Here is a 17,389-nt window from a genome sequence, read left to right on the forward strand (position 1 = left end):
GCTGGTTTTCAGACGTCGTCCGCGTCCGACCGCTCCTCCGGCACGATACCGAACGGGTACTCGGCCAGTATCTCGTACCCGTCGTCGGTGACGACGATCAGGTCCTCCAGCCTGACCCCGCCGATGTCGGGGTCGTAGACGCCCGGCTCGACGGTCACCGCGTGTCCCGGCCGTAGCTCACCCGCGCCGGACAGCGACGGCCCCTCGTGGAGGCTCACGCCGACGCCGTGACCGGTGCCGTGGGTGAAGCCCGCCTCGCCCTCGCCCGCGTTCGGGTCGAAGCCGTACGCGGCCAGCTCCGCGGCCGCCTCGCCGTGGACGGTCTTCGCCGGAACTCCGGGCTCGATCTCGTCGAGTGCGGCCGCGCGGGCGGCCTCGACCGCGACGTACGCGCGGCGCTCCCAGCCGCCGTCGCCGTCGACGACGAACGTCCGGGTCACGTCGCCGTAGTACCCGTCCGGGCCCCGCGGCGAGACGTCGAGCAGCACCGTCTCGCCGGGCCGGATCGGGTCGTCGCCGACGCAGTGGAGGTCGGCCGCGGAGGGGCCGGCGCCGATCACCGTGTTGCCGGCGTCGCGGACGCCGCGCGCGGCGAGGACCGCGTTCACCTCCCGACGGAGCCGCTCCGTCGTGAGGGGCTCGCCCTTCCAGCGGAGCGGGGGACGGCGGTCCGTCTCCGCCTCCTCGCCGCCGCCCCTGTCGCTGTCGCTCCCACCGCCGTCGACTTCGCTCTCGGCGAGGACCGCCTCGGCGCGGGCCATCCCGGCGACCGCCGCGCGCTGGACGCGCCGTAGTCGGTCGACTTCGGCCGGCGTCTTTCGCGCCCGCGCGTCCGCGACCGCGTCCGTCGAGGCCAGGTCGACCCCCGCGCGTTCCAGGTACACCGCCGCGTCGTGCGGGATCGAGGCGGGCGCGAGGACGGTCGGGTCGGCGCCCTCGGCCGCCGCGCCCGCGCCGTCGACGAGGTCCTCCACGACCGCGGCCGCGCGCTCGCCGGCGTGGCCGCCGACGGCCTCGGTCCGAACCTCGCGAGCGACCCCGTCGTGGAACCGCTCCTCGGCGTCGGCAGCGGCCACCCCGCCCGGCGCGCGAGCGCCCGCGACGAACTCCCGCTCCGCCTGCTCGCAGAACAGCGCGGGGGCACAGAGGACCGCGCGGTCGCGGGCGTCGCCGTCGCTCGTCGTCCCGCCGCTCGGCGCGACGACCAGCGCGTACGGACGGTCCGGCCCCGAGAAGCGCGTCAGGTAGCGGAGGTCGTCGTCGGAGCGGTCGCCGACGGCGACGAACGCCGCCGCGTCCGCCTCGCGGACCGCCTCGACGACGGGCCGGAGGTCGGTCCGCAGCGGGCGGGGCCCCCCCTCGCCGTCTCCCGGCGCCGCGTCGCCTCCGCTCACGGCTCGGGTTCGGGAACCGCCAGCTCCGCCTGGACCTCGTCGACGAGCTCCTGTGCCGGCTCGTCGCGGAGCTCGTTGAACAGGAGGACGCTGATCGGGAGCGTCGGCGCGCCGCTGATGAGGCTCTCCATGATCACGAGCCGCTCGCGGGCGCGGGACATCCCGACGTAGAAGACGCGGCGCTCGTTGTCGGTGAGGACCGGCACGGGGCTCGTCGACTTCGTGAACTCCTCGACGCCGTCGACGTCGGTCGGGTCGTCGATGGAGGCCGCCATCTGCTCGACCACCTTCTCCGTGAGGTCGGTGGCGACGAACACGTGGTCGGCCTCGCGGCCCTTCGCCGAGTGGATGGTGCCGACGCGGACGCGGGTCGGGTCGGTGCCCCGGTAGTCGCCGTCGAAGTACGCGCCCATCGACTTGCGCTGGAAGCTCGTCACCTTCCGGACCATGTCGTCCGCGCTCGCGGTGTCCGGCATGAAGGGGATGTACTCGTTCAGCGTGTCGGCGGCGACCTCGATCTCGGCGACGTCGTCGGCGTCGGCCGCCTCCTCGCGGTCGTCGAGGAAGTCGTAGAACTCCTCGCGGTCGTGGGTACCGAACGCCGACTCCTGAAGCATGTCCGCGAGCCGCCGCGCCTCCAGACCGGTGACGGGCTCGTCCGCCTCGGCCTTCTCGATGGCGCTCACGTAGTCCCGGACCCGATCGGTCCACATGCGCCCGTCGGTGAGCATCGTGAACGGGATGCCGTGGTCGATGAACTCGTCGATGAAGTCGAACATCTGGTAGCGCGCCCGGAACAGGCACATGATGTCGCCCTCGTCGTCTTCGACGGTGTACCGGACGTTCCGGACGAGCTCGATCATCGAGGGCGACTCGATCGCCTCGACGGTGCCGCCCTCCGTGCGCGGGTGGAGGTCCTTCTCCTGCCGCTTGTCGATGTGGCGGATCTCGGCGTTGACGACGTTGAGAATCTCCGAGGGGAGCCGGTAGGAGTTCGGCAGGACCACGTCCTCGTCGACCTCGGTGTCGAGGAGGAGGTCGGGGTCGGCTCCCTGCCACGCGTAGACGACCTGGTCGTCGTCGCCGGCGATGAGCACCGTCTCCATGTGCGGGCGCCACTCCTCGAAGACGTTGTACTGGAGCGTCGTGATGTCCTGGAACTCGTCGATGATCAGGTAGTCGACGCTGGGGACCAGCGAGCGCTGCGCGACCCGTTCGAGCATGTCGGCGAAGCCGACGAGGTCGTTGTCGCCCTTGTACGCGCGCCACGCCCGGATCGTCTCGGGGATGTCGATCCGGTCGTCGTCGGAGGGCCACGTCGGCGTGTACTTGTTCCCCTGCTGGGCGTTCGGGTCCTCCTCGGGCGGGAGCCGGACCTCCTCGACGTTCCACTGGAAGGGCACGTCGTACCAGTCGGCCACGTCGCGCTCGGTGCGCTGGAGCCACTGCGAGGTGGCGATGATCTTGTTGCCGATGGTCGTCGACCGCGCGGTCCGGCGGCCGGCGCCGCCGTGCTGGTCCTCGAACTCGATGCCGTACTCCTCGCAGAACGCCTCCTTGTCGTCCTCGCCGACCACGTCGCCGCGCGAGAGGTCCAGCAGCTCGTACGCCTTCGCGTGCATCGTGCTGACGTTCCCCTGGAGGCTGCGCGGGGAGACGCCGAGCCGCTCGGCGAGCCGCTCGCGGATCTCCGCCGCCGCCGCGCGCGTGTATGAGACGACGAGCACGTCGCGCACGTCGGCCCCCTCCTCGTCGAGAATCGCCTCGACGCGGTCCAGGAGCGCGGTCGTCTTCCCGCTCCCGGGACCCCCGAACAGCCGCGTCACCGTGGTATCAGTCATTGGTACACCCAGATTCCGACTCTCCTTAAACGCCGTGGCTCGGCTGTCGTCGCCTCGGGCTCCGGCCCGGCCGCGGCGGACGGGCGCCTCGCCGGCCGGTCGGCCGTCAGCTGCTCCGCGTCGCGCGGGCCTCGCGGACGTCGGCGCCGTCGCGGACCAGGTCCTCGCAGGCCGGACAGACGCGGGGCCGATCGACCTCGTTCGGAGTGAACACCCGAACGTAATCTGTCGTGACGAACGAACCGCAGTTCTGACAGGTCGGCATGGTAGTCACTATCGAGTAATTCCTCATAATACTACCGGGGAGTGTGACGGAAAGAAAATCCCCGCACCGCGGCGGTGCCGCGGGAGTCAGTTCGGCCGCCAGTCGCAGACCGAACACCGCGCCGTTCCTTCCTCGTGGAGCGCACCGCACTCGGGACACTGGAGCTTGTTATAGGATCGCTCCCAGCTTACGATCTCTGTCTCGTGGCCGTGATCCGAGAGGAACTCGTCGAACACGTCGTCGTCCGAGCTGGGTGCACTACTGGACATGCGTGGCACATTATGTCACACCAGCATATATATCTTTCTACCGTTCCCGTCGCTGCGAATTACGCGACCGCTCGATCAACTTTTCCGAACAGAAGCGCAATTGCGGAACTTCGGCGCGCGCCGGTCGTCGCGGGATGGGATTTCGCCGCGCGAGGAGATTCCCGTCGCATTCACCACGGCTCGTCCTTGACGCCGAGCGCGTACGCCCCGACGTTCGTGACGACGTGGAGGACGGGGGTCATCACGAGGACGACCGCGAGGACGCGCGGCGTGAACACCGCGAGCGCCCAGTCGGTGTCGACGGCGAAGGCGAGGACCAGCGCGCCGACGACGAAGTCCAACTGGTCGAGCCCGGGGAACGCGGCGCCGCGCTCGCGCCCGGACCGGCGCTTGAGGAAGGAGGCGCCGATGTCGCCGCACATCGCGCCGAACGCGAGCGCGAACGCCGCCGGGAGCGCGAACGTCGGCAGATCGGCGCCGAGCGCGGCGCTCGCCGGGTCGGCGAGGCGGTTGAGCGCGAGCGCGAGCAGCACGCCGACGAGGGTCCCCACCGCGGTCCCGCGCCACGTCTTCCCGTCGCCGAGCAGCCGCGCGCCGCGCCACTCGCGGCCGCCGTCGACGGGGCGGCCCCCGCCGGCCAGCACCGCGGCGTTGTTCGGGACGTACGCCGGGAGCATCGCCCAGAACGCGGTCGCAACGAGCGTACCGATCATGTTCTCACCGCCGGCGCGCGGCGTTTTATAAACCCCGGATCGGGCTTGCGGTCGTCGCCGCCGGGTCGACAAAGGTAAAGTTCGCCCCGACCGGAACTGTTCGTATGATTCCCCCCATCGCCAGTCGGTTCGTCGCCGGCGAGAGCGTCCCGTCCGCCCTCGACCACGCTCGGGCGGCGAACGAGGACGGCGTCGCGGTCATCCTGAACCTGCTCGGCGAGCACTACGACGACCCCGCGGACGCCCGCGCGGACGCCGACGCCTACCTCCAACTCCTCGACGACATCGCCGACAGCGGCCTCGACGCCTGCGTCTCGGTGAAGCCCTCCCAGATCGGCATGGACGTGTCGGCGGACTTGTTCGAGGAACACTACCGCGAGATCGTCGCCCGCGCCGACGAGCTCGGCGCGTTCGTCTGGTGCGACATGGAGGACGCCGACACCACCGACGCCACCCTCGACGCCTTCGAGTCCATCGCGGCCGACTACCCGTGGAGCGTCGGCCAGTGTATCCAGTCGAACCTCAAGCGGACCGCGGACGACCTCGACCGCCTCGTCGACGTCCCCGGCAAGATCCGGCTCGTGAAGGGGGCCTACGACGAGCCGTCGTCGATCGCGTACACCGACAAGGCGCGCGTCGACGAGGCGTACCGCGACGACCTCCGGTTCCTCTTCGAGCGCCGCGACCGCGGGATCGCGGTCGGGAGCCACGACCCCGAGATGATCTCGCTCGCCGACCGGCTCGCGCGCGAGGGCGGCGCCGACTACGAGGTCCAGATGCTGATGGGGGTCCGCGAGGACGCGCAGCGCGACCTCGTCGCACAGGGAATCGACGTGTACCAGTACGCCCCGTACGGCGGCAAGTGGCTCTCGTACTTCTACCGCCGCGTCCGCGAGCGCAAGGAGAACCTGACGTTCGCGGCGCGGGCGGTGCTGGGGAGATAGGCGAGGCGACCGCCGACCGGCCCGAGGCCGCCGCCGCGTGGAAGCCCTCTTAAGGATTGCCGACACATACCGATCCGATAGATGTCCACGTGGAAACGCGACTTCGCCAGCGGGCTCATCGTGCTGGCGCCGCTCCTCGTCCTCCTCTTGGTCCTCCGCTGGATCTACCAGTACATCGCGTCGATCCCGCTGATCGAGGGGCTCCAACCCGCGGTCATCCCGGCGCCGCTCGAGCCCGTCTCCCGCGTGGTGATCGCGTTCGCGGTGTTCGCGACCGTCGTCCTCGCGGTCGGCTACTTCATGCGGACCACGCTCGGGCGGCTGGCGGAGTCGGCGGTGGACGACGCGATAAACCGGATCCCTGCGCTGCGGGTGGTGTACAACGCCTCGAAGCTCGCGATCGAGACGGCGATCTCCGGCACGGACGAGCTCCAGAGCCCGGTGTACATCGAGACGTGGCCGGGGATCCGGATGACGGCCTTCCGGACTGGCAAGAAGACCCGCGACGGCAAGATCGTCTTGTTCATGCCGACCGCGCCGAACATCACCACCGGCTTCGTCATCGAGGTCGAGCCGGAGCGGATCGAGGAGACCGGCGAGACGGTCGAGGAGGGGATGACGCGCGTCCTCTCGGCCGGGTTCGCGGAGTCGGCCCATCAGGTTCCCGTCCACGAGGAGCCCCCCGAGGAGGGGGACGGGGCGGGCGCTCCCGGCGGCTACGGTCACGTCCGGACCGACGGCACCCCGAGCGACGGTGAGGGGTCGGCGGCCGACGGCGGTGGTTCCGGCGAGTAGACGGTCCGCGTTCCGGTGAGTGACCGGTCTACCGAGACGGAGTCGCGCGGCTTACAGGTACGTGAACCACTCGTCGTGGTCGTCCGTCCGGCGCTCGACCAGGTCGAAGAAGGCGCTCTGGAGCTCCTCGGTCACCGGGCCGCGGGTGCCCGCGCCGATCTCCGTGTCGTCGACCGAGCGGATCGGGGTGACCTCCGCGGCGGATCCCGTGAAGAACAGCTCGTCGGCGGTGTACAGCTGCCCCCGCGAGATGACGGCCTCGTCGTGGACCTCGTAGCCGCGCTCCTCGGCGAGGGCGATCACGGTGTCGCGGGTGATCCCTTCGAGGATGGACTGGGCGGGCCCGGTGGTGTATATCTCGCCGTCGTTCACCATGAAGACGTTCTCGCCGGGCCCTTCCGCGACGTTGCCCTCCTTGTTGAGGACGATGGCCTCGACGTAGCCGTTCCGGCGCGCCTCCTCGCCCGCCAGCATGGAGTTGACGTAGAGGCCGGTCGTCTTCACGTTCGTCGGCACCTGCGAGGACGCGTGTTTCCGCCACGAGGAGACCATCACGTCGACGCCGTCCTCGAGCGCCTCCTCGCCGAGGTAGGCGCCCCACGGCCACGCCGCGAGGACGAGGTCGGTCGGGCAGTCCTTCGGCGAGACGCCGAGCGAGTCGTAGCCGTAGTAGGCGATCGGCCGGATGTAACAGGACTCCAGGTCCTGTCGGTCGAGCAGTTCGAGGGTCGCCTCGGTTATCTCCTCGCGGGAGTGCTCGATGTCCATGTCGTACATCTTCGCGGAGTCGAACAGCCGGTCGAGGTGTTCGTCCCACCGGAAGATGGCCGGCCCCCGCTCGGTGTCGTAACAGCGGACGCCCTCGAACACGCCGCTCCCGTAGTGGAGCGCGTGCGTCAGAACGTGGGTCGTCGCGTCCTCCCAGTCGAGGAACTCCCCGTTCTTCCAGATCGTGTCGACGTCCATCTCATCGAATCCCATGGTTCGTGGTTGCGGTCGGCGGGCTTAAAACTGTGACAACCGGTCAGGGCTGTCGCGAGGAATCCCGTTCGGAGTTCTCTGAGAAATCGACGGCGAACATCTCCGAAGCCCCAGCCGTTCACCTATAAGTAACAGACTGCGGATCGACGGCGAACACTTCCAAAGCCCCAGTCGCGAGGACGGCGCACGCTCGCTGTGCGCTTCAGCCGCTCACTTCGTTCGTCCTTCCAGTGCTTGCGTCGTCATCAGAACGCTCCGCGTTCTGATTGGCTCACGAGAGCGAAGCTCTCGTGAACGCCTGTGCCGCCCTCGTGACTGCCCGTTTGAGTCCCGCGCGGCTCCGCACAGCGCCTCACGCCTCCCCAGCCTCGCGGCTCCCTCCGCTTCGCTCCGGTCGCCGCGTCCCTCGCACGCGCTGGCGAGCGGTCGCCGGGGGCGGCCGCTCGCAGGCGCGCGCCGACAGTAAACGACGGTCGATTACTTCAGCGCCTCGACGAGCGCCGCGCCCTCGACGTAGGGGATGTCGCGGCGAGCCGCGTAGGCGGCGGCGTCCGCGGGCGCGAGCGCGTCGCCGGTCTCGTCGTCGAGCATCTCGCAGACCACGGCGGCGGGCGCGGCGCCGACGGCCTCGGCCATCGCGAGGCCGAGTTCGGTGTGACCGGTCCGCCCGTCGAGGCCGTCGCGGTCGCCGCGCAGGACGTGGACGTGGCCGGGCGCGCGGAACTCGGCGGCGAACTCCTCGGGCCCGTACGCGGTCGGGTCGTCGCGGACGCGCGCGGCCGCGTCCGCCACCTCGACGATGGTCTTCGCGCGGTCCGCGTCCGTGATCCCCGTGAACGTCTCCCGGTGGTTCACGGGGAGCGAGAACGAGGAGCGGTCGTCGTAGTCGGGGTCGTCGTCGACCGCGGGGTGGTCGAGCGCGTCCGCGAGGAACGGCAGGTCGAACGCGTCGCCGACCGCGTCGCTCACGGCCACGCAGATCAGGCCGCCGGCGTCGTTACGCATGTGCGCGACCGCGGCCTCGTCGACCGCGCCCGCGGGGTAGACGATGTCCGTCTCCCCCTCGCGGTCCGCGAAGTCGTGGACGCAGACCGGGTCGCCGGCGCGGAAGGCGTCGAGCGCGCGCTCGACGGGGTCCGTCCCATCGGCGGCCTCGCCGGCGTCGGCCCCCGCGGCGTCCGGGTCGGCGTCGACGTCGGCGCGCATCAGGCGACCTCCGTCTCGACCGCGGCCGACCCGGGCTCGTCGGCGCGGCTCGCGGGCTCGACGCGGACCTCCACGCTGTCGCCGTCTTCGAGGTCGAGCGCGTCGCGCAGCCGGTCCGGCGCGATCAGTTCGAGCTGGTCGTCGTCGTGGTGGGTCCGGTCGGGAACGATGGCGTGGACCTCCTCGTAGTGCTCGCCGTCCGCGACGAGGGTGACGCCGTAGCAGGTGGCGGCGCCGTAGGTGCGGTCCTCGCCCTCCCACGCGTCGATCGGCACGGCGTCGATGCTCGCCATCTCGCCGCGGCGGCGGACGCTCTCCTCCGTGAGGTTCACGTTGAGCGTCCCCGGGAACGGGTCGTAGCCGAGCCGCTCGCGGAACTGCTCGGCGTAGCCCGGCAGGGTGATGTAGTGGCGTCCCTCGCCCATCCCGCCGGTGACCGCGCCGCGGAGCGAGAGCTCGACGTCCGACTCGAACAGCCGGCGGTAGTCGGCGTACTCCGCGCGGAGCGCGGCCTCGCCCGCGTCCGTCACGCGGACCCACTGCCCGTCGCTGACCACGTCGCGCTCCACGTAGCCCGCGGATTCGAGCGTCTGGAGGCGCCGGGAGGCGGTCTGCGTGGAGGCGTCGAGTTGGTCGCCCAGCGCCGCGCACGACACCTTCGTCTCGGAGAGGCCGCCGACCAGCCCGACGTGTTTGAGGGCCGCGAGCGCGGCCGGATCCACGTCGGCCGCCGCGTCGGTCGCCGTCGCGTCTGACATACCGAACGTTCGGTCGTCCGCGGGGAAAAGAGTAACGAATATGGGATGCGTCTCAAAAACGTTAATGGGTTGCCGGCGGCGAGAATCCGCGTCGTGTCAGCGAATTCGCGCTCGCGGTACCTAACCCCGTCGGTGCCGGCCGGGTTCGCGGGTGTCGGCCGCACCGGCCGAATCTGTTCGGTCGACGGGTGGGACCCTCTCGCGTGCCGGTCGGCGAAAGGTAAGGTACAAATACGAACGGCGATTGCTTCGTCGTGAGGGCTCGTAGATCAGTGGCAGATCGCTTCCTTCGCAAGGAAGAGGCCCGGGGTTCAAATCCCCGCGAGTCCACTCCTTCACTCCCTTCGGTCGTTCAGTCGTTCCCTCGCTTGGTCCCACTCGCTCGCTGCGCTCGCTCGCGGGACCCCCGCGAGTCCACTCCCGCGCTCACTCCGTTCGCTCGTAGGCCCGTGAGTCCACCTCGTCCGTTGGAAGCGACTAAATACTCTCGGCGAAACCGTCGGCGTATGGGCGTCTCCGAGATACTCGAGGGAACGAACCTCACGCACCGGCAGATGGGGATCATCATGGTCGGGTGGATCCTGCTCGTCACCGTCATCTCCGTCGGCCTGCTGCTGTACACGTCGTCGCTGTAACGCCGGTGCGGCCGGTTCCGGCGGCGCGACCGATCCGGCGGACGGGGCCGCGAGCGCAATCCGTTTTTAGTCGTTCGTTGTCGGGAGCGGTATGGCACGCGACAGCGACGCACACGACGGCGAGGAGACGGATCGCCGGCTGGTCGGCGGCTGGGAGGGACGCTACTACGAGGACTTCGCGGTGGGTGACGTGTACAAACACCCCTACGGGCGGACGGTGACCGAGACCGACGACGTCTGGTTCACCAACCTCTCGATGAACCTCAACCCGATGCACTTCAACGAGGCGTACGCCGCCGAGACGGAGTTCGGCGAGACGGTGACGGCGGAGTCGCGATCGCGACGCCGTCCCCCGGCCGGCGCGCCCGACTCTCGGCAACCGCGGCGGCTACCCCCGACGTTATCAGCCGACCCGCCGAACCGTCGGCCGACATGGACGCCGCCGAGCGCCGGATCGTCGGATTCACCGCGGGGTCGCACGGCCTCGTCCACACCTACGAGCTGTCGATCCCGATCCTGCTGACGGTGTGGGTCGGGCGGTTCTCGACGACCGCCGCCGCGCTCGGCGTCGTCGTCACGCTCGGCTACGGGCTGTTCGGCGTCGGGGCGCTGCCGGGCGGCATCCTGGTCGACCGGTTCGGCTCGAAGCCGCTCATCCTCGCCTGCCTCTTCGGGATGGCCGGGTCGTTCCTGCTCGTGAGCGTCGCGCCGACGCTCCCCGTCCTCACGGCGGCCATCGCGATCTGGGGGCTCACCGCTAGCGTCTACCACCCCGCGGGGCTGTCGTTGCTCTCGAAGGCGGTCGAGCAGCGCGGGACCGCGCTCGGCTACCACGGGATCGGCGGCAACCTCGGCATCGCGCTCGGCCCCCTGGCGACCGCGCTCCTGCTGTTGGCGTTCGACTGGCGGCTGGTCGCGGCGACGCTCGCGCTGCCCGCGCTCGCCGTCGCGGCGTACGGGATCACCGTCGACGTGGACGCGGCGCTTCCGTCCAAAGACGAGAAGGATCCGGACGGGGTTGATCCGGACGTGGGGGACCCGAACGGGGAGGACCCGGACGGCGAGTCGAGCGACTCGTCCGGCGGGACCAAAGGCGAGGTCTCGCTGTCGTCGATCGCGACGGACACGCGGCTCCTGATCGCCGGCGGCTTCCTGATCGTGTTCGCGTTCGTCACGTTCAGCGGGCTCTACTACCGCACGTTCCTCACGTTCCTCCCGGACCTCCTCGGCGACGTGCTGGGCGGCCTCGTCGACCTCCAGATCGTCGACCCCGAGAGCCCCTACGCCGACCAGTTCGACGTGGGCCGGTACCTCTACGTGGCGGTGCTCACGGTCGGGGTGCTCGGCCAGTACCTCGGCGGCCGGATCGCCGACCGCGTCCCGCCGGAGCGGGGCCTCATCGCGCTGATGGCCGTCCTGTCGGCGCTCGCGCTGCTCTTCGTCCCGGCGACCGGCGCGGTCGCCACCTTCGTCGCGGTGTCGCTCGCCCTCGGCGTCGCGCTGTTCACGGTCCAGCCGCTCTCGCAGGCGACGGTGGCGGCCTACTCGCCGAGCGAGGCGCGCGGCCTCTCGTTCGGCTACACGTACGTCGGGATCTTCGGGATCGGCGCGCTCGGCTCCACGCTGGCCGGGACGGTCCTCACCCGCGCCGGCCCCCGGGAGCTGTTCGTCGTCCTGGCGGTCATCGCGGGGCTCGGCGCGCTGGCGGCGACCGCCGTAACCCGGTTCGCGACGCGCCGGGACTGAGCGCGGCCCACCGGGCGCCCGGCCCAGCCACTCGCGGCGCCCCGACCTGCTCCGCTACCTCCACCGACCGATCCGCCGCGGACGCGATCCTCGCGGTCGCGGCCGACCGCGACGTCGACTTGATCGTGCTCGGGATGCGCAAGCGCTCCCGGGTCGGGAAGCCGTCCGCCGATGACTGAGACGCCCCCTCACTCCGCCGTCGCCGCGTCGACGAGGTCCGCGACGAACCGTCCGGGGAGCGACTCGACGACGGCCGCGAGGCGGTCGGCGTCGCCGCCGGCAATCAAGGTTCGCTCCGCGGCAGCCGCGCGCCGCGAACGGCGGTTAGTCGTCGCGGTCGTCGTCTCCCTCGTCGTCGGCGACTCCGCCCTCGTGGTCGCCACCTTCCGCCCCGTCTGCGACCTCTTCTTCGTGGTTGCCGTCGCTCCCGTGGTCGTCGCTCTCCCCGCCGTCGCCCTCGTGAGCGTGCGCGCCGGGGTCGTCGTCGCCGTCGGCCTCGCCCTCGGATTCGACGTCGATCGTCACGGGTCCGTCGTCGGTCGGGTCCGATTCGGACTCCGTCGCCTCGTGGCCGTCCGCGTCGCCGTCGTCACCGAACTCGTCGCGGTCCGCCGACTGTAGTTCGCTCAGGGCGTATCCGACCGCGTAGCCGGTCGAGCCGCCGAGGAAGGCGCCGATGCCGGCGCCGATCGGGCCGCCGCGGGCCCCGAGGACGGCCCCGGTGAACCCGCCGACCGTCGCCGCGCGCTCCGCGTCGCGTTCGGGGTCGCCGGTCGGTTCGAGCGGGTCCTTCGCGTGCCGGTCCGCGTCGCCGTGGTCGTGGGCGTCCATACCACACCTTGCGGCCGCACGGGCCTATATCTCTCGCCGCTCAGGCGGTGTGCTTCGCCTCGTCGGCGTCCTCGACGACCTCGACGCCGCGGTTGTTGACCGCGTAGGGATCGAGCCCCTGCTCCTGGAGGAACTGCTTGTAGAGCCGCTCGGCGGTCTCGCCGTCTTTCTGCTTGTCGCTGGCGTGGTCGCACAGCTCGACGAGGGTCTCGGGCACGTCGTTCTCGTGGACGATCCAGTGGTTGATCGTGTCGGAGAGCCGCCTAATGGGCGAGGTGAAGTGGCCGTAAATGTCGAAGTTGAGCGCGTGGTGACCGCCGAACGGGTCGTTCATGTACTTCGCCCGAGGCATCACCTTCAGCACGGCGCGCTGGATCTTGTTGAGCTGGCGCTCCGGCGACTCCTCCAAGGCGGCGTTGACCGCCTTCCGCGGGTCGTCGCCCCACGCCTTCCCGGGGATCGAGACGCCGTCGAGCTCCTGGATCTCCTTGAGCGCCTCGTTCCACTGGTCCGGGGTCGGCTGCGGGTGGACGCGGTACATCGCCTCGACGCCGCGGTCCCACATCAGCGTGTGCGTCACCGCCTTGTTCGCCTTCAGCATCGACTCCTCGATGATAGTGTGCGCGCGGTCGCGGCGAGGGTTCAAGACGAGCGAGCCGTCCTCCTTGCGCTGCTCGTGCATCCGGTCGGCGAGCTCGAAGGCGAGCTGGTTCTCCTCGCTCAGGGGGAGGTCGGGGTCGTCGAGCCGGTTCTCGCACTCCTTGTAGGTGAGCCGCTCGTCGGAGTTGATGACGGACTTGTAAATGTCGATGTCCTCGAAGGAAAGGGTCTCCTCGTCGATCTCCATCTCCACGGTGTGGGCGAGCCGGTCCTCGTTCGGGACGAGCGAGCAGACGGTCTCGGCCAGCACCGGCGGGAGCATGTGAATCGTGTAGTCGGGCAGGTAGACGGTATTGGCGCGCTCGACCGCCTCCTCCCACATCGCGGTGTCGGGCGTGACGTAGTGGGTCACGTCGGCGATGTGGACCCACAGCCGGTAGGCCCCGTCCTCGCGCTCGATGGAGATGGCGTCGTCGAAGTCCTGCGCGTCGACCGGGTCGGTGGTCCACGTGGTGAGGTCGCGGAGGTCCTCGCGCTCGTCGATCTCGGCCTCGATCTCCTCGTAGACGCCCTCGGTCCGGGCCTCGGCCTCGCGGAGGACCTCGCTCGGGAACTCGTCGCGGATCCCGAACTCCTCGAACAGCTCCTCGCGCTTCTCCGCGAGTCGGTCCGCGAGCGCCGGCGTGATCGTCACGGGGCCTTGGTCCTCGGCGGACCCCGGCTTCGGCTCGTCGTCTGACATACCTCCACCAACGCGGGTGCGTTAGAAAGGCCTGTCGGGCGGCGTGAGGCGGCGCGCGGCGCCCGCCCGAGCGTCGGAGCTCAGACGGCCGCCGCGAGCAGCGGCGCCAGCGTCGCCCCCGCCACCGCGAGCGCGACCGCGCCGAGGACGACCGGGACCGCCGACGCGCCGACCAGTCGGATCGCGGTCCGGCGCGCGGTCGCGTCCGAGACGACGAACGGCGCGCCGTCCGCGACCCGCGACTTCACCTCGCCGACCGGCGCGTCCGGGAACGCCGCGGCGTCGCCGACGACCGTCACCTCGTCGCCCGGGCGGAGCGTCCGCTGGACGTACCGCCGCCGCGGGTCGTCGCCGATCGTGAGCGGGCCGACCTCGTACCCTGTCTCCGTGTCGTCGACCCCGTCGACCGCCTCGATGAAGCCCCGGACGCGCTCGGGGGGCTCCTCGCCGGCGTCGACCTCGACCTTCTCGTCGACGTCGAGCGAGAACGTCGCCGCCGCGGGGTCGACGCGGACGCCGGTCCCGCCGGCGTCGACGCGGAAGGGGACGCCGGCCTCGCCCCCGTCGATCGTCACCCACGACTGCCCCTTCCCCTGGCTGCGGAGCTCGGACACGTCGTACTCGACGCAGAGGCACGGGTCGCCGCCGAACGGCGCCGGGAGCGTCTCGTCGTCGACCGCGGCGGCGCGGCCGGTGACTCGCATCTCCCGCTCCGCGCCGTCGAGTCCGGCCGGGTCGGTCGGCGTCGCTCTGAAGACCCGGGCCGCGTCGCGGGCGCCGCTCGCGCCGCGCGCGAGGAACACGAGTCCGAGAACCAGCGCGACGGCGCCGATGGCGGTCGGGACGGGGTCGACCGCGCCGACGGCGGTCGGGACCGAATCGAGGGAGTCGACGGCCGCCGGAACCGGCGTCGCGGCCGCTGCGTGGAGGGCACACATACCTACCGTCGGGGTACTGATCCGCGCCTGGTAGAACTACCGGTCGCGGTCGGAGGGGTCGCGGTCGGAGCGCGTGCGGTCCGACCGGCCGCGGTCCGACCGGGCGCCCGCGTCGCCCTCGCCGCTCCGGCCGCCGTCGTCCGCCACCGCGTCGACGTAGCGGCCCAGGAACTCCTCGTCGCTGAGCCCGTCCGCCTCGATCGACCGGAGCAGCGATTCGAGCCCGTCGCGCGGCTGGTGGCAGATCTCGTCGTCGCAATCGGCACAGAGGTACTCGAACTCCTTGTCGCGCCGGCTCCAGCGGTCGCCCTCCTTGTCGTACTCGCGCGCGTCCTCCCGCAGCACCGAGTCGCCGCACGCGATACACACGACCGTCCGCCGGTCCCGACTCCCGCGGGAGCCCCACATACCCGTCCCCTCGGACCCGGTCCACTTAGCGTTTGGTGCGACGACCGACGCGCGTCCGACGCGGGCGCCCGCCGGGACTCGGACGGCCCGTAGCGGGCGACGCGTCGACCGGACTCGTCCCCCTCGCCCGGCGACGTACAGACATATTACGGTGGGCTCTCTGTGCTCCGTATGACGATCACCGAGTCCGACCTCCCCGGGGTCGGGAAGAAGTTCGAGATCGAGCTGGGCGGCGGCGAGGAGATGGTCGTCGTCATCCACAACACGGGTAAACGCGAAGTGTTCCGGCGCACCGACCCGGACGCCGACTCGGAGAAGGCGTTCGAGTTCTCCGACGACCTCGCGCGCACGATCGGCTCGATCATCGAGGGGGCGTACTTCCAGCCCGTCGAGCCCGAGACCCAGGAGACGACGCTGCCGGGCGGTATCCTCCTGGAGTGGTACGAGCTGCCACCGGGCTCGCCGCTCGTCGGGGAGACGCTGGAGAGCGCCGACATCGGCAACCGAACCGGGCTCGCGGTCGTCGCCATCCAGCGCGACGACGAGGTGCTCGACAGCCCGGGCGCCGACACCACCCTCCGCGAGGGCGACACCCTGATCGGGGTCGGCACGCCGGAGAACTGCGAGGCGTTCGAAGAGATACTCACCGAATGACCGACGGACTCGGCGCGTCGCCCCTCGGCGCCGCGGCCGCTCCGTGCGGTCCGGAGACCGCGTCCGTCGGCGCTCGGGGTGAGCGGTAGTGGCGCTGCTCGACGTCGGCGTCATGTTCGTCGCGGTCGCGGCCGCCGGCGCGGTCGCGAGCCGCCTCGGCCAGTCCGTGATCCCCGCGTACATCCTCGTCGGGACGCTCCTCGGGCAGTACGTCCTCGGACGGCTCTCGCTCCCGGTCGCCGGGACCGCCTACGTCCCAGAGACGGAGTTCATCTCCCTCGGCGCGGAGCTGGGGATCGTCTTCCTGCTGTTCTTCCTCGGCCTGGAGTTCAACCTCGAACGGCTGCTCGCCCGGCGGGGCCCGATCGGGACGGCCGGGACGATCGACCTCGCGAACTTCGGGGTCGGGCTCGTCCTCGGGTGGCTCGTCTTCGGGGCGTTCCTCCCGGCGTTCCTGATCGCGGGGATCGTCTACATCTCCTCGTCGGCGGTGATCACGAAGTCGCTCATCGACCTCGGTTGGATCGCCAACGACGAGGCGGAGCCGCTGCTCGGCACCCTCGTCTACGAGGACCTGTTCATCGCGGTGTACCTCGCGGTCGCGTCCGCCCTGGTGCTCGGCGGCGGCGACGTCGCCGCGGCCGCCGCGGACGTCGGGATCGCGGTCGGGTTCATCCTCGTGTTACTCGCCGCCGTCCGCTTCGGCACGCCGGCGTTCGACCGGCTGGTGGCGACGGACAACATGGAGTTCGTCGCGCTCCGGGCCGTCGCCGCGGTCGTGTTCGTCGCCGGCGCGGCGCTCGCGCTCGGCGTCAGCGAGGCGGTCGCGGCGTTCTTCGTCGGGATGGCGTTCTCCGCGACCGGACGGGTCCACGACATCGAGACGATCTTGGAGCCGGTCCGCGACGTGTTCGCCGCGGTGTTCTTCTTCTGGATCGGGCTCGTCACCGACCCCGCGCTGTTCGCCGACGTGGCGGCGCTCGTCGCCCTCGCGGTCGTCGTGACCACGCCGACGAAGGCCGTCACCGGCTACTTCGCGGGGCGCGCGTTCGACCTCGACGCCCGGCGCTCGACGCGCGTCGGACTCGGGATGACCACCCGCGGCGAGTTCTCGCTCATCATCGCGACCGTCGCGGTCTCCGGCGCGGAGGCCGGCTCGTTCGATCCGGCGCTCGCGGCGACGATCAACGCGTTCGCGGTCGCCTACGTCCTCGTGATGGCGGTGCTCGGGACGACGCTGATGAGCCACTCGGCGCCGTTCGAGTCGCTCGCGACCTCGTGGCTGGATCGGGACGTATCGGACGGCAGTGGGGCGAGCGGATAGGACTTCGGCGACGCAGCTCCTCGTTTGCCTGGTAGCGACTACGGACCGGTGACGAACACTGCCAAAGCCCCAGCGGTGAGGCGGGCGCACGCTCGCCGCGGTCCTCAGTCGGTCGCTCGCTTCGCTCGCTCCCCTCCCTGCGGTCCTTACGTCGTCACCAGAACGCAACGCGTTCTGATTGGCTCACGAGAGCTTCGCTCTCGTGAACGCCTGCGCCCGCCTCACCGCTGCCCCTTTGATTCCCACCCGACCGCGACCGCACGGCACCTCGCGCCTCCCCAGCCTCGCGGTTCGCTCCGGGTTCCCTTCGGTCGCCCGTCGCTCACCGCGTCCCTCGCGCGTGCG

General features: G+C 70.8%; 19 protein-coding genes, 1 tRNA gene and 1 pseudogene. 9 read left to right on the forward strand and 12 right to left on the reverse strand.

Going from position 1 to position 17,389, the window contains the following annotated elements:
• Nucleotides 1-8 precede the first annotated feature (8 nt).
• The 5 genes from AMR74_RS12630 to AMR74_RS12645 all read right to left on the reverse strand — a co-directional run bounded on the left by AMR74_RS12630 (nucleotide 9) and on the right by AMR74_RS12645 (nucleotide 4,482).
• The gene (locus tag AMR74_RS12630) at nucleotides 9-1,394 is read right to left on the reverse strand and encodes a M24 family metallopeptidase (protein ID WP_053772424.1); all 1,386 of its coding nucleotides are present in this window, start codon (nucleotides 1,392-1,394) and stop codon (nucleotides 9-11) included.
• Nucleotides 1,391-3,235: a UvrD-helicase domain-containing protein gene (locus AMR74_RS12635; protein WP_053772425.1), complete on the reverse strand. Its 1,845-nt coding sequence runs from the start codon at nucleotides 3,233-3,235 to the stop codon at nucleotides 1,391-1,393. Before AMR74_RS12635 ends, AMR74_RS12630 begins: the two co-directional genes overlap by 4 nt.
• A 106-nt stretch (nucleotides 3,236-3,341) precedes the next feature.
• On the reverse strand, nucleotides 3,342-3,500 hold the full coding sequence (locus AMR74_RS19155) for a DUF7563 family protein (protein WP_167551915.1): 159 nt from the start codon (nucleotides 3,498-3,500) through the stop codon (nucleotides 3,342-3,344).
• 86 nt (nucleotides 3,501-3,586) lie between these two features.
• Nucleotides 3,587-3,769, reverse strand: coding sequence for an HVO_0416 family zinc finger protein (locus tag AMR74_RS12640; RefSeq protein WP_053772426.1), 183 nt, complete (start codon nucleotides 3,767-3,769; stop codon nucleotides 3,587-3,589).
• Nucleotides 3,770-3,939: 170 nt separating this feature from the next.
• A complete protein-coding gene (locus AMR74_RS12645) occupies nucleotides 3,940-4,482 on the reverse strand; it encodes a CDP-2,3-bis-(O-geranylgeranyl)-sn-glycerol synthase (protein ID WP_053772427.1) in 543 nt (180 codons plus the stop codon).
• Nucleotides 4,483-4,586: 104 nt separating this feature from the next.
• Here AMR74_RS12645 and AMR74_RS12650 point away from each other — a divergent pair, with 104 nt between their 5' ends.
• Both AMR74_RS12650 and AMR74_RS12655 read left to right on the forward strand, forming a co-directional pair.
• Entirely contained in the window at nucleotides 4,587-5,426 is an 840-nt protein-coding gene (locus tag AMR74_RS12650; RefSeq protein ID WP_053772428.1) for a proline dehydrogenase family protein, read from the forward strand.
• Between the two features lie 81 nt (nucleotides 5,427-5,507).
• Entirely contained in the window at nucleotides 5,508-6,221 is a 714-nt protein-coding gene (locus tag AMR74_RS12655; protein ID WP_053772429.1) for a DUF502 domain-containing protein, read from the forward strand.
• 51 nt (nucleotides 6,222-6,272) lie between these two features.
• Here the strand turns inward: AMR74_RS12655 and AMR74_RS12660 are convergent, their stop codons facing one another.
• From AMR74_RS12660 to AMR74_RS12670, 3 genes are all read right to left on the reverse strand, one after another.
• The gene (locus AMR74_RS12660) at nucleotides 6,273-7,202 is read right to left on the reverse strand and encodes a branched-chain amino acid transaminase (protein WP_053772430.1); all 930 of its coding nucleotides are present in this window, start codon (nucleotides 7,200-7,202) and stop codon (nucleotides 6,273-6,275) included.
• Between the two features lie 477 nt (nucleotides 7,203-7,679).
• Entirely contained in the window at nucleotides 7,680-8,408 is a 729-nt protein-coding gene (gene ribB / locus AMR74_RS12665; RefSeq protein ID WP_053772431.1) for a 3,4-dihydroxy-2-butanone-4-phosphate synthase, read from the reverse strand.
• Nucleotides 8,408-9,166, reverse strand: coding sequence for a DUF120 domain-containing protein (locus tag AMR74_RS12670; protein ID WP_053772432.1), 759 nt, complete (start codon nucleotides 9,164-9,166; stop codon nucleotides 8,408-8,410). The genes ribB and AMR74_RS12670 overlap by 1 nt, the downstream gene beginning before the upstream one ends.
• Nucleotides 9,167-9,424: 258 nt before the next feature.
• Here AMR74_RS12670 and AMR74_RS12675 point away from each other — a divergent pair.
• From AMR74_RS12675 to AMR74_RS19945, 5 genes and pseudogenes are all read left to right on the forward strand, one after another.
• Nucleotides 9,425-9,496 (forward strand) — tRNA-Ala (locus tag AMR74_RS12675).
• 176 nt (nucleotides 9,497-9,672) lie between these two features.
• Complete coding sequence (locus tag AMR74_RS19830) at nucleotides 9,673-9,801, forward strand: hypothetical protein (protein ID WP_255510283.1); 129 nt, start codon at nucleotides 9,673-9,675, stop codon at nucleotides 9,799-9,801.
• A gap of 91 nt (nucleotides 9,802-9,892) precedes the next feature.
• Nucleotides 9,893-10,117: pseudogene (locus AMR74_RS19895) on the forward strand (MaoC/PaaZ C-terminal domain-containing protein); the annotation flags it as partial.
• Nucleotides 10,118-10,233: 116 nt separating this feature from the next.
• On the forward strand, nucleotides 10,234-11,547 hold the full coding sequence (locus AMR74_RS12685; RefSeq protein WP_053772433.1) for an MFS transporter: 1,314 nt from the start codon (nucleotides 10,234-10,236) through the stop codon (nucleotides 11,545-11,547).
• On the forward strand, nucleotides 11,544-11,726 hold the full coding sequence (locus AMR74_RS19945) for a universal stress protein (protein ID WP_139043009.1): 183 nt from the start codon (nucleotides 11,544-11,546) through the stop codon (nucleotides 11,724-11,726). The genes AMR74_RS12685 and AMR74_RS19945 overlap by 4 nt, the downstream gene beginning before the upstream one ends.
• Before the next feature lie 145 nt (nucleotides 11,727-11,871).
• Here AMR74_RS19945 and AMR74_RS12690 read toward each other — a convergent pair whose 3' ends face one another.
• The 4 genes from AMR74_RS12690 to AMR74_RS12705 form a co-directional block, all read right to left on the reverse strand.
• Nucleotides 11,872-12,378 carry a hypothetical protein gene (locus tag AMR74_RS12690; RefSeq protein WP_053772434.1) on the reverse strand — a complete coding sequence of 169 codons (507 nt, stop codon included), beginning with the start codon at nucleotides 12,376-12,378 and terminating at the stop codon, nucleotides 11,872-11,874.
• A gap of 40 nt (nucleotides 12,379-12,418) precedes the next feature.
• On the reverse strand, nucleotides 12,419-13,720 hold the full coding sequence (locus tag AMR74_RS12695) for an RNB domain-containing ribonuclease (protein WP_053772435.1): 1,302 nt from the start codon (nucleotides 13,718-13,720) through the stop codon (nucleotides 12,419-12,421).
• An 80-nt stretch (nucleotides 13,721-13,800) separates the two neighbouring features.
• Entirely contained in the window at nucleotides 13,801-14,658 is an 858-nt protein-coding gene (locus tag AMR74_RS12700; protein ID WP_053772436.1) for a hypothetical protein, read from the reverse strand.
• Between the two features lie 36 nt (nucleotides 14,659-14,694).
• Nucleotides 14,695-15,066: a DUF7562 family protein gene (locus AMR74_RS12705; protein ID WP_053772437.1), complete on the reverse strand. Its 372-nt coding sequence runs from the start codon at nucleotides 15,064-15,066 to the stop codon at nucleotides 14,695-14,697.
• A 171-nt stretch (nucleotides 15,067-15,237) separates the two neighbouring features.
• Between AMR74_RS12705 and AMR74_RS12710 the strand changes: the two genes are divergently transcribed.
• Together AMR74_RS12710 and AMR74_RS12715 are read left to right on the forward strand one after the other, a co-directional pair.
• Complete coding sequence (locus AMR74_RS12710; RefSeq protein WP_053772438.1) at nucleotides 15,238-15,720, forward strand: cation:proton antiporter regulatory subunit; 483 nt, start codon at nucleotides 15,238-15,240, stop codon at nucleotides 15,718-15,720.
• A gap of 88 nt (nucleotides 15,721-15,808) precedes the next feature.
• On the forward strand, nucleotides 15,809-17,044 hold the full coding sequence (locus AMR74_RS12715) for a cation:proton antiporter (RefSeq protein ID WP_053772439.1): 1,236 nt from the start codon (nucleotides 15,809-15,811) through the stop codon (nucleotides 17,042-17,044).
• Nucleotides 17,045-17,389 lie beyond the last annotated feature (345 nt).

It is taken from the genome of Halorubrum tropicale (genome assembly GCF_001280455.1).
Lineage (GTDB): Archaea > Halobacteriota > Halobacteria > Halobacteriales > Haloferacaceae > Halorubrum > Halorubrum tropicale.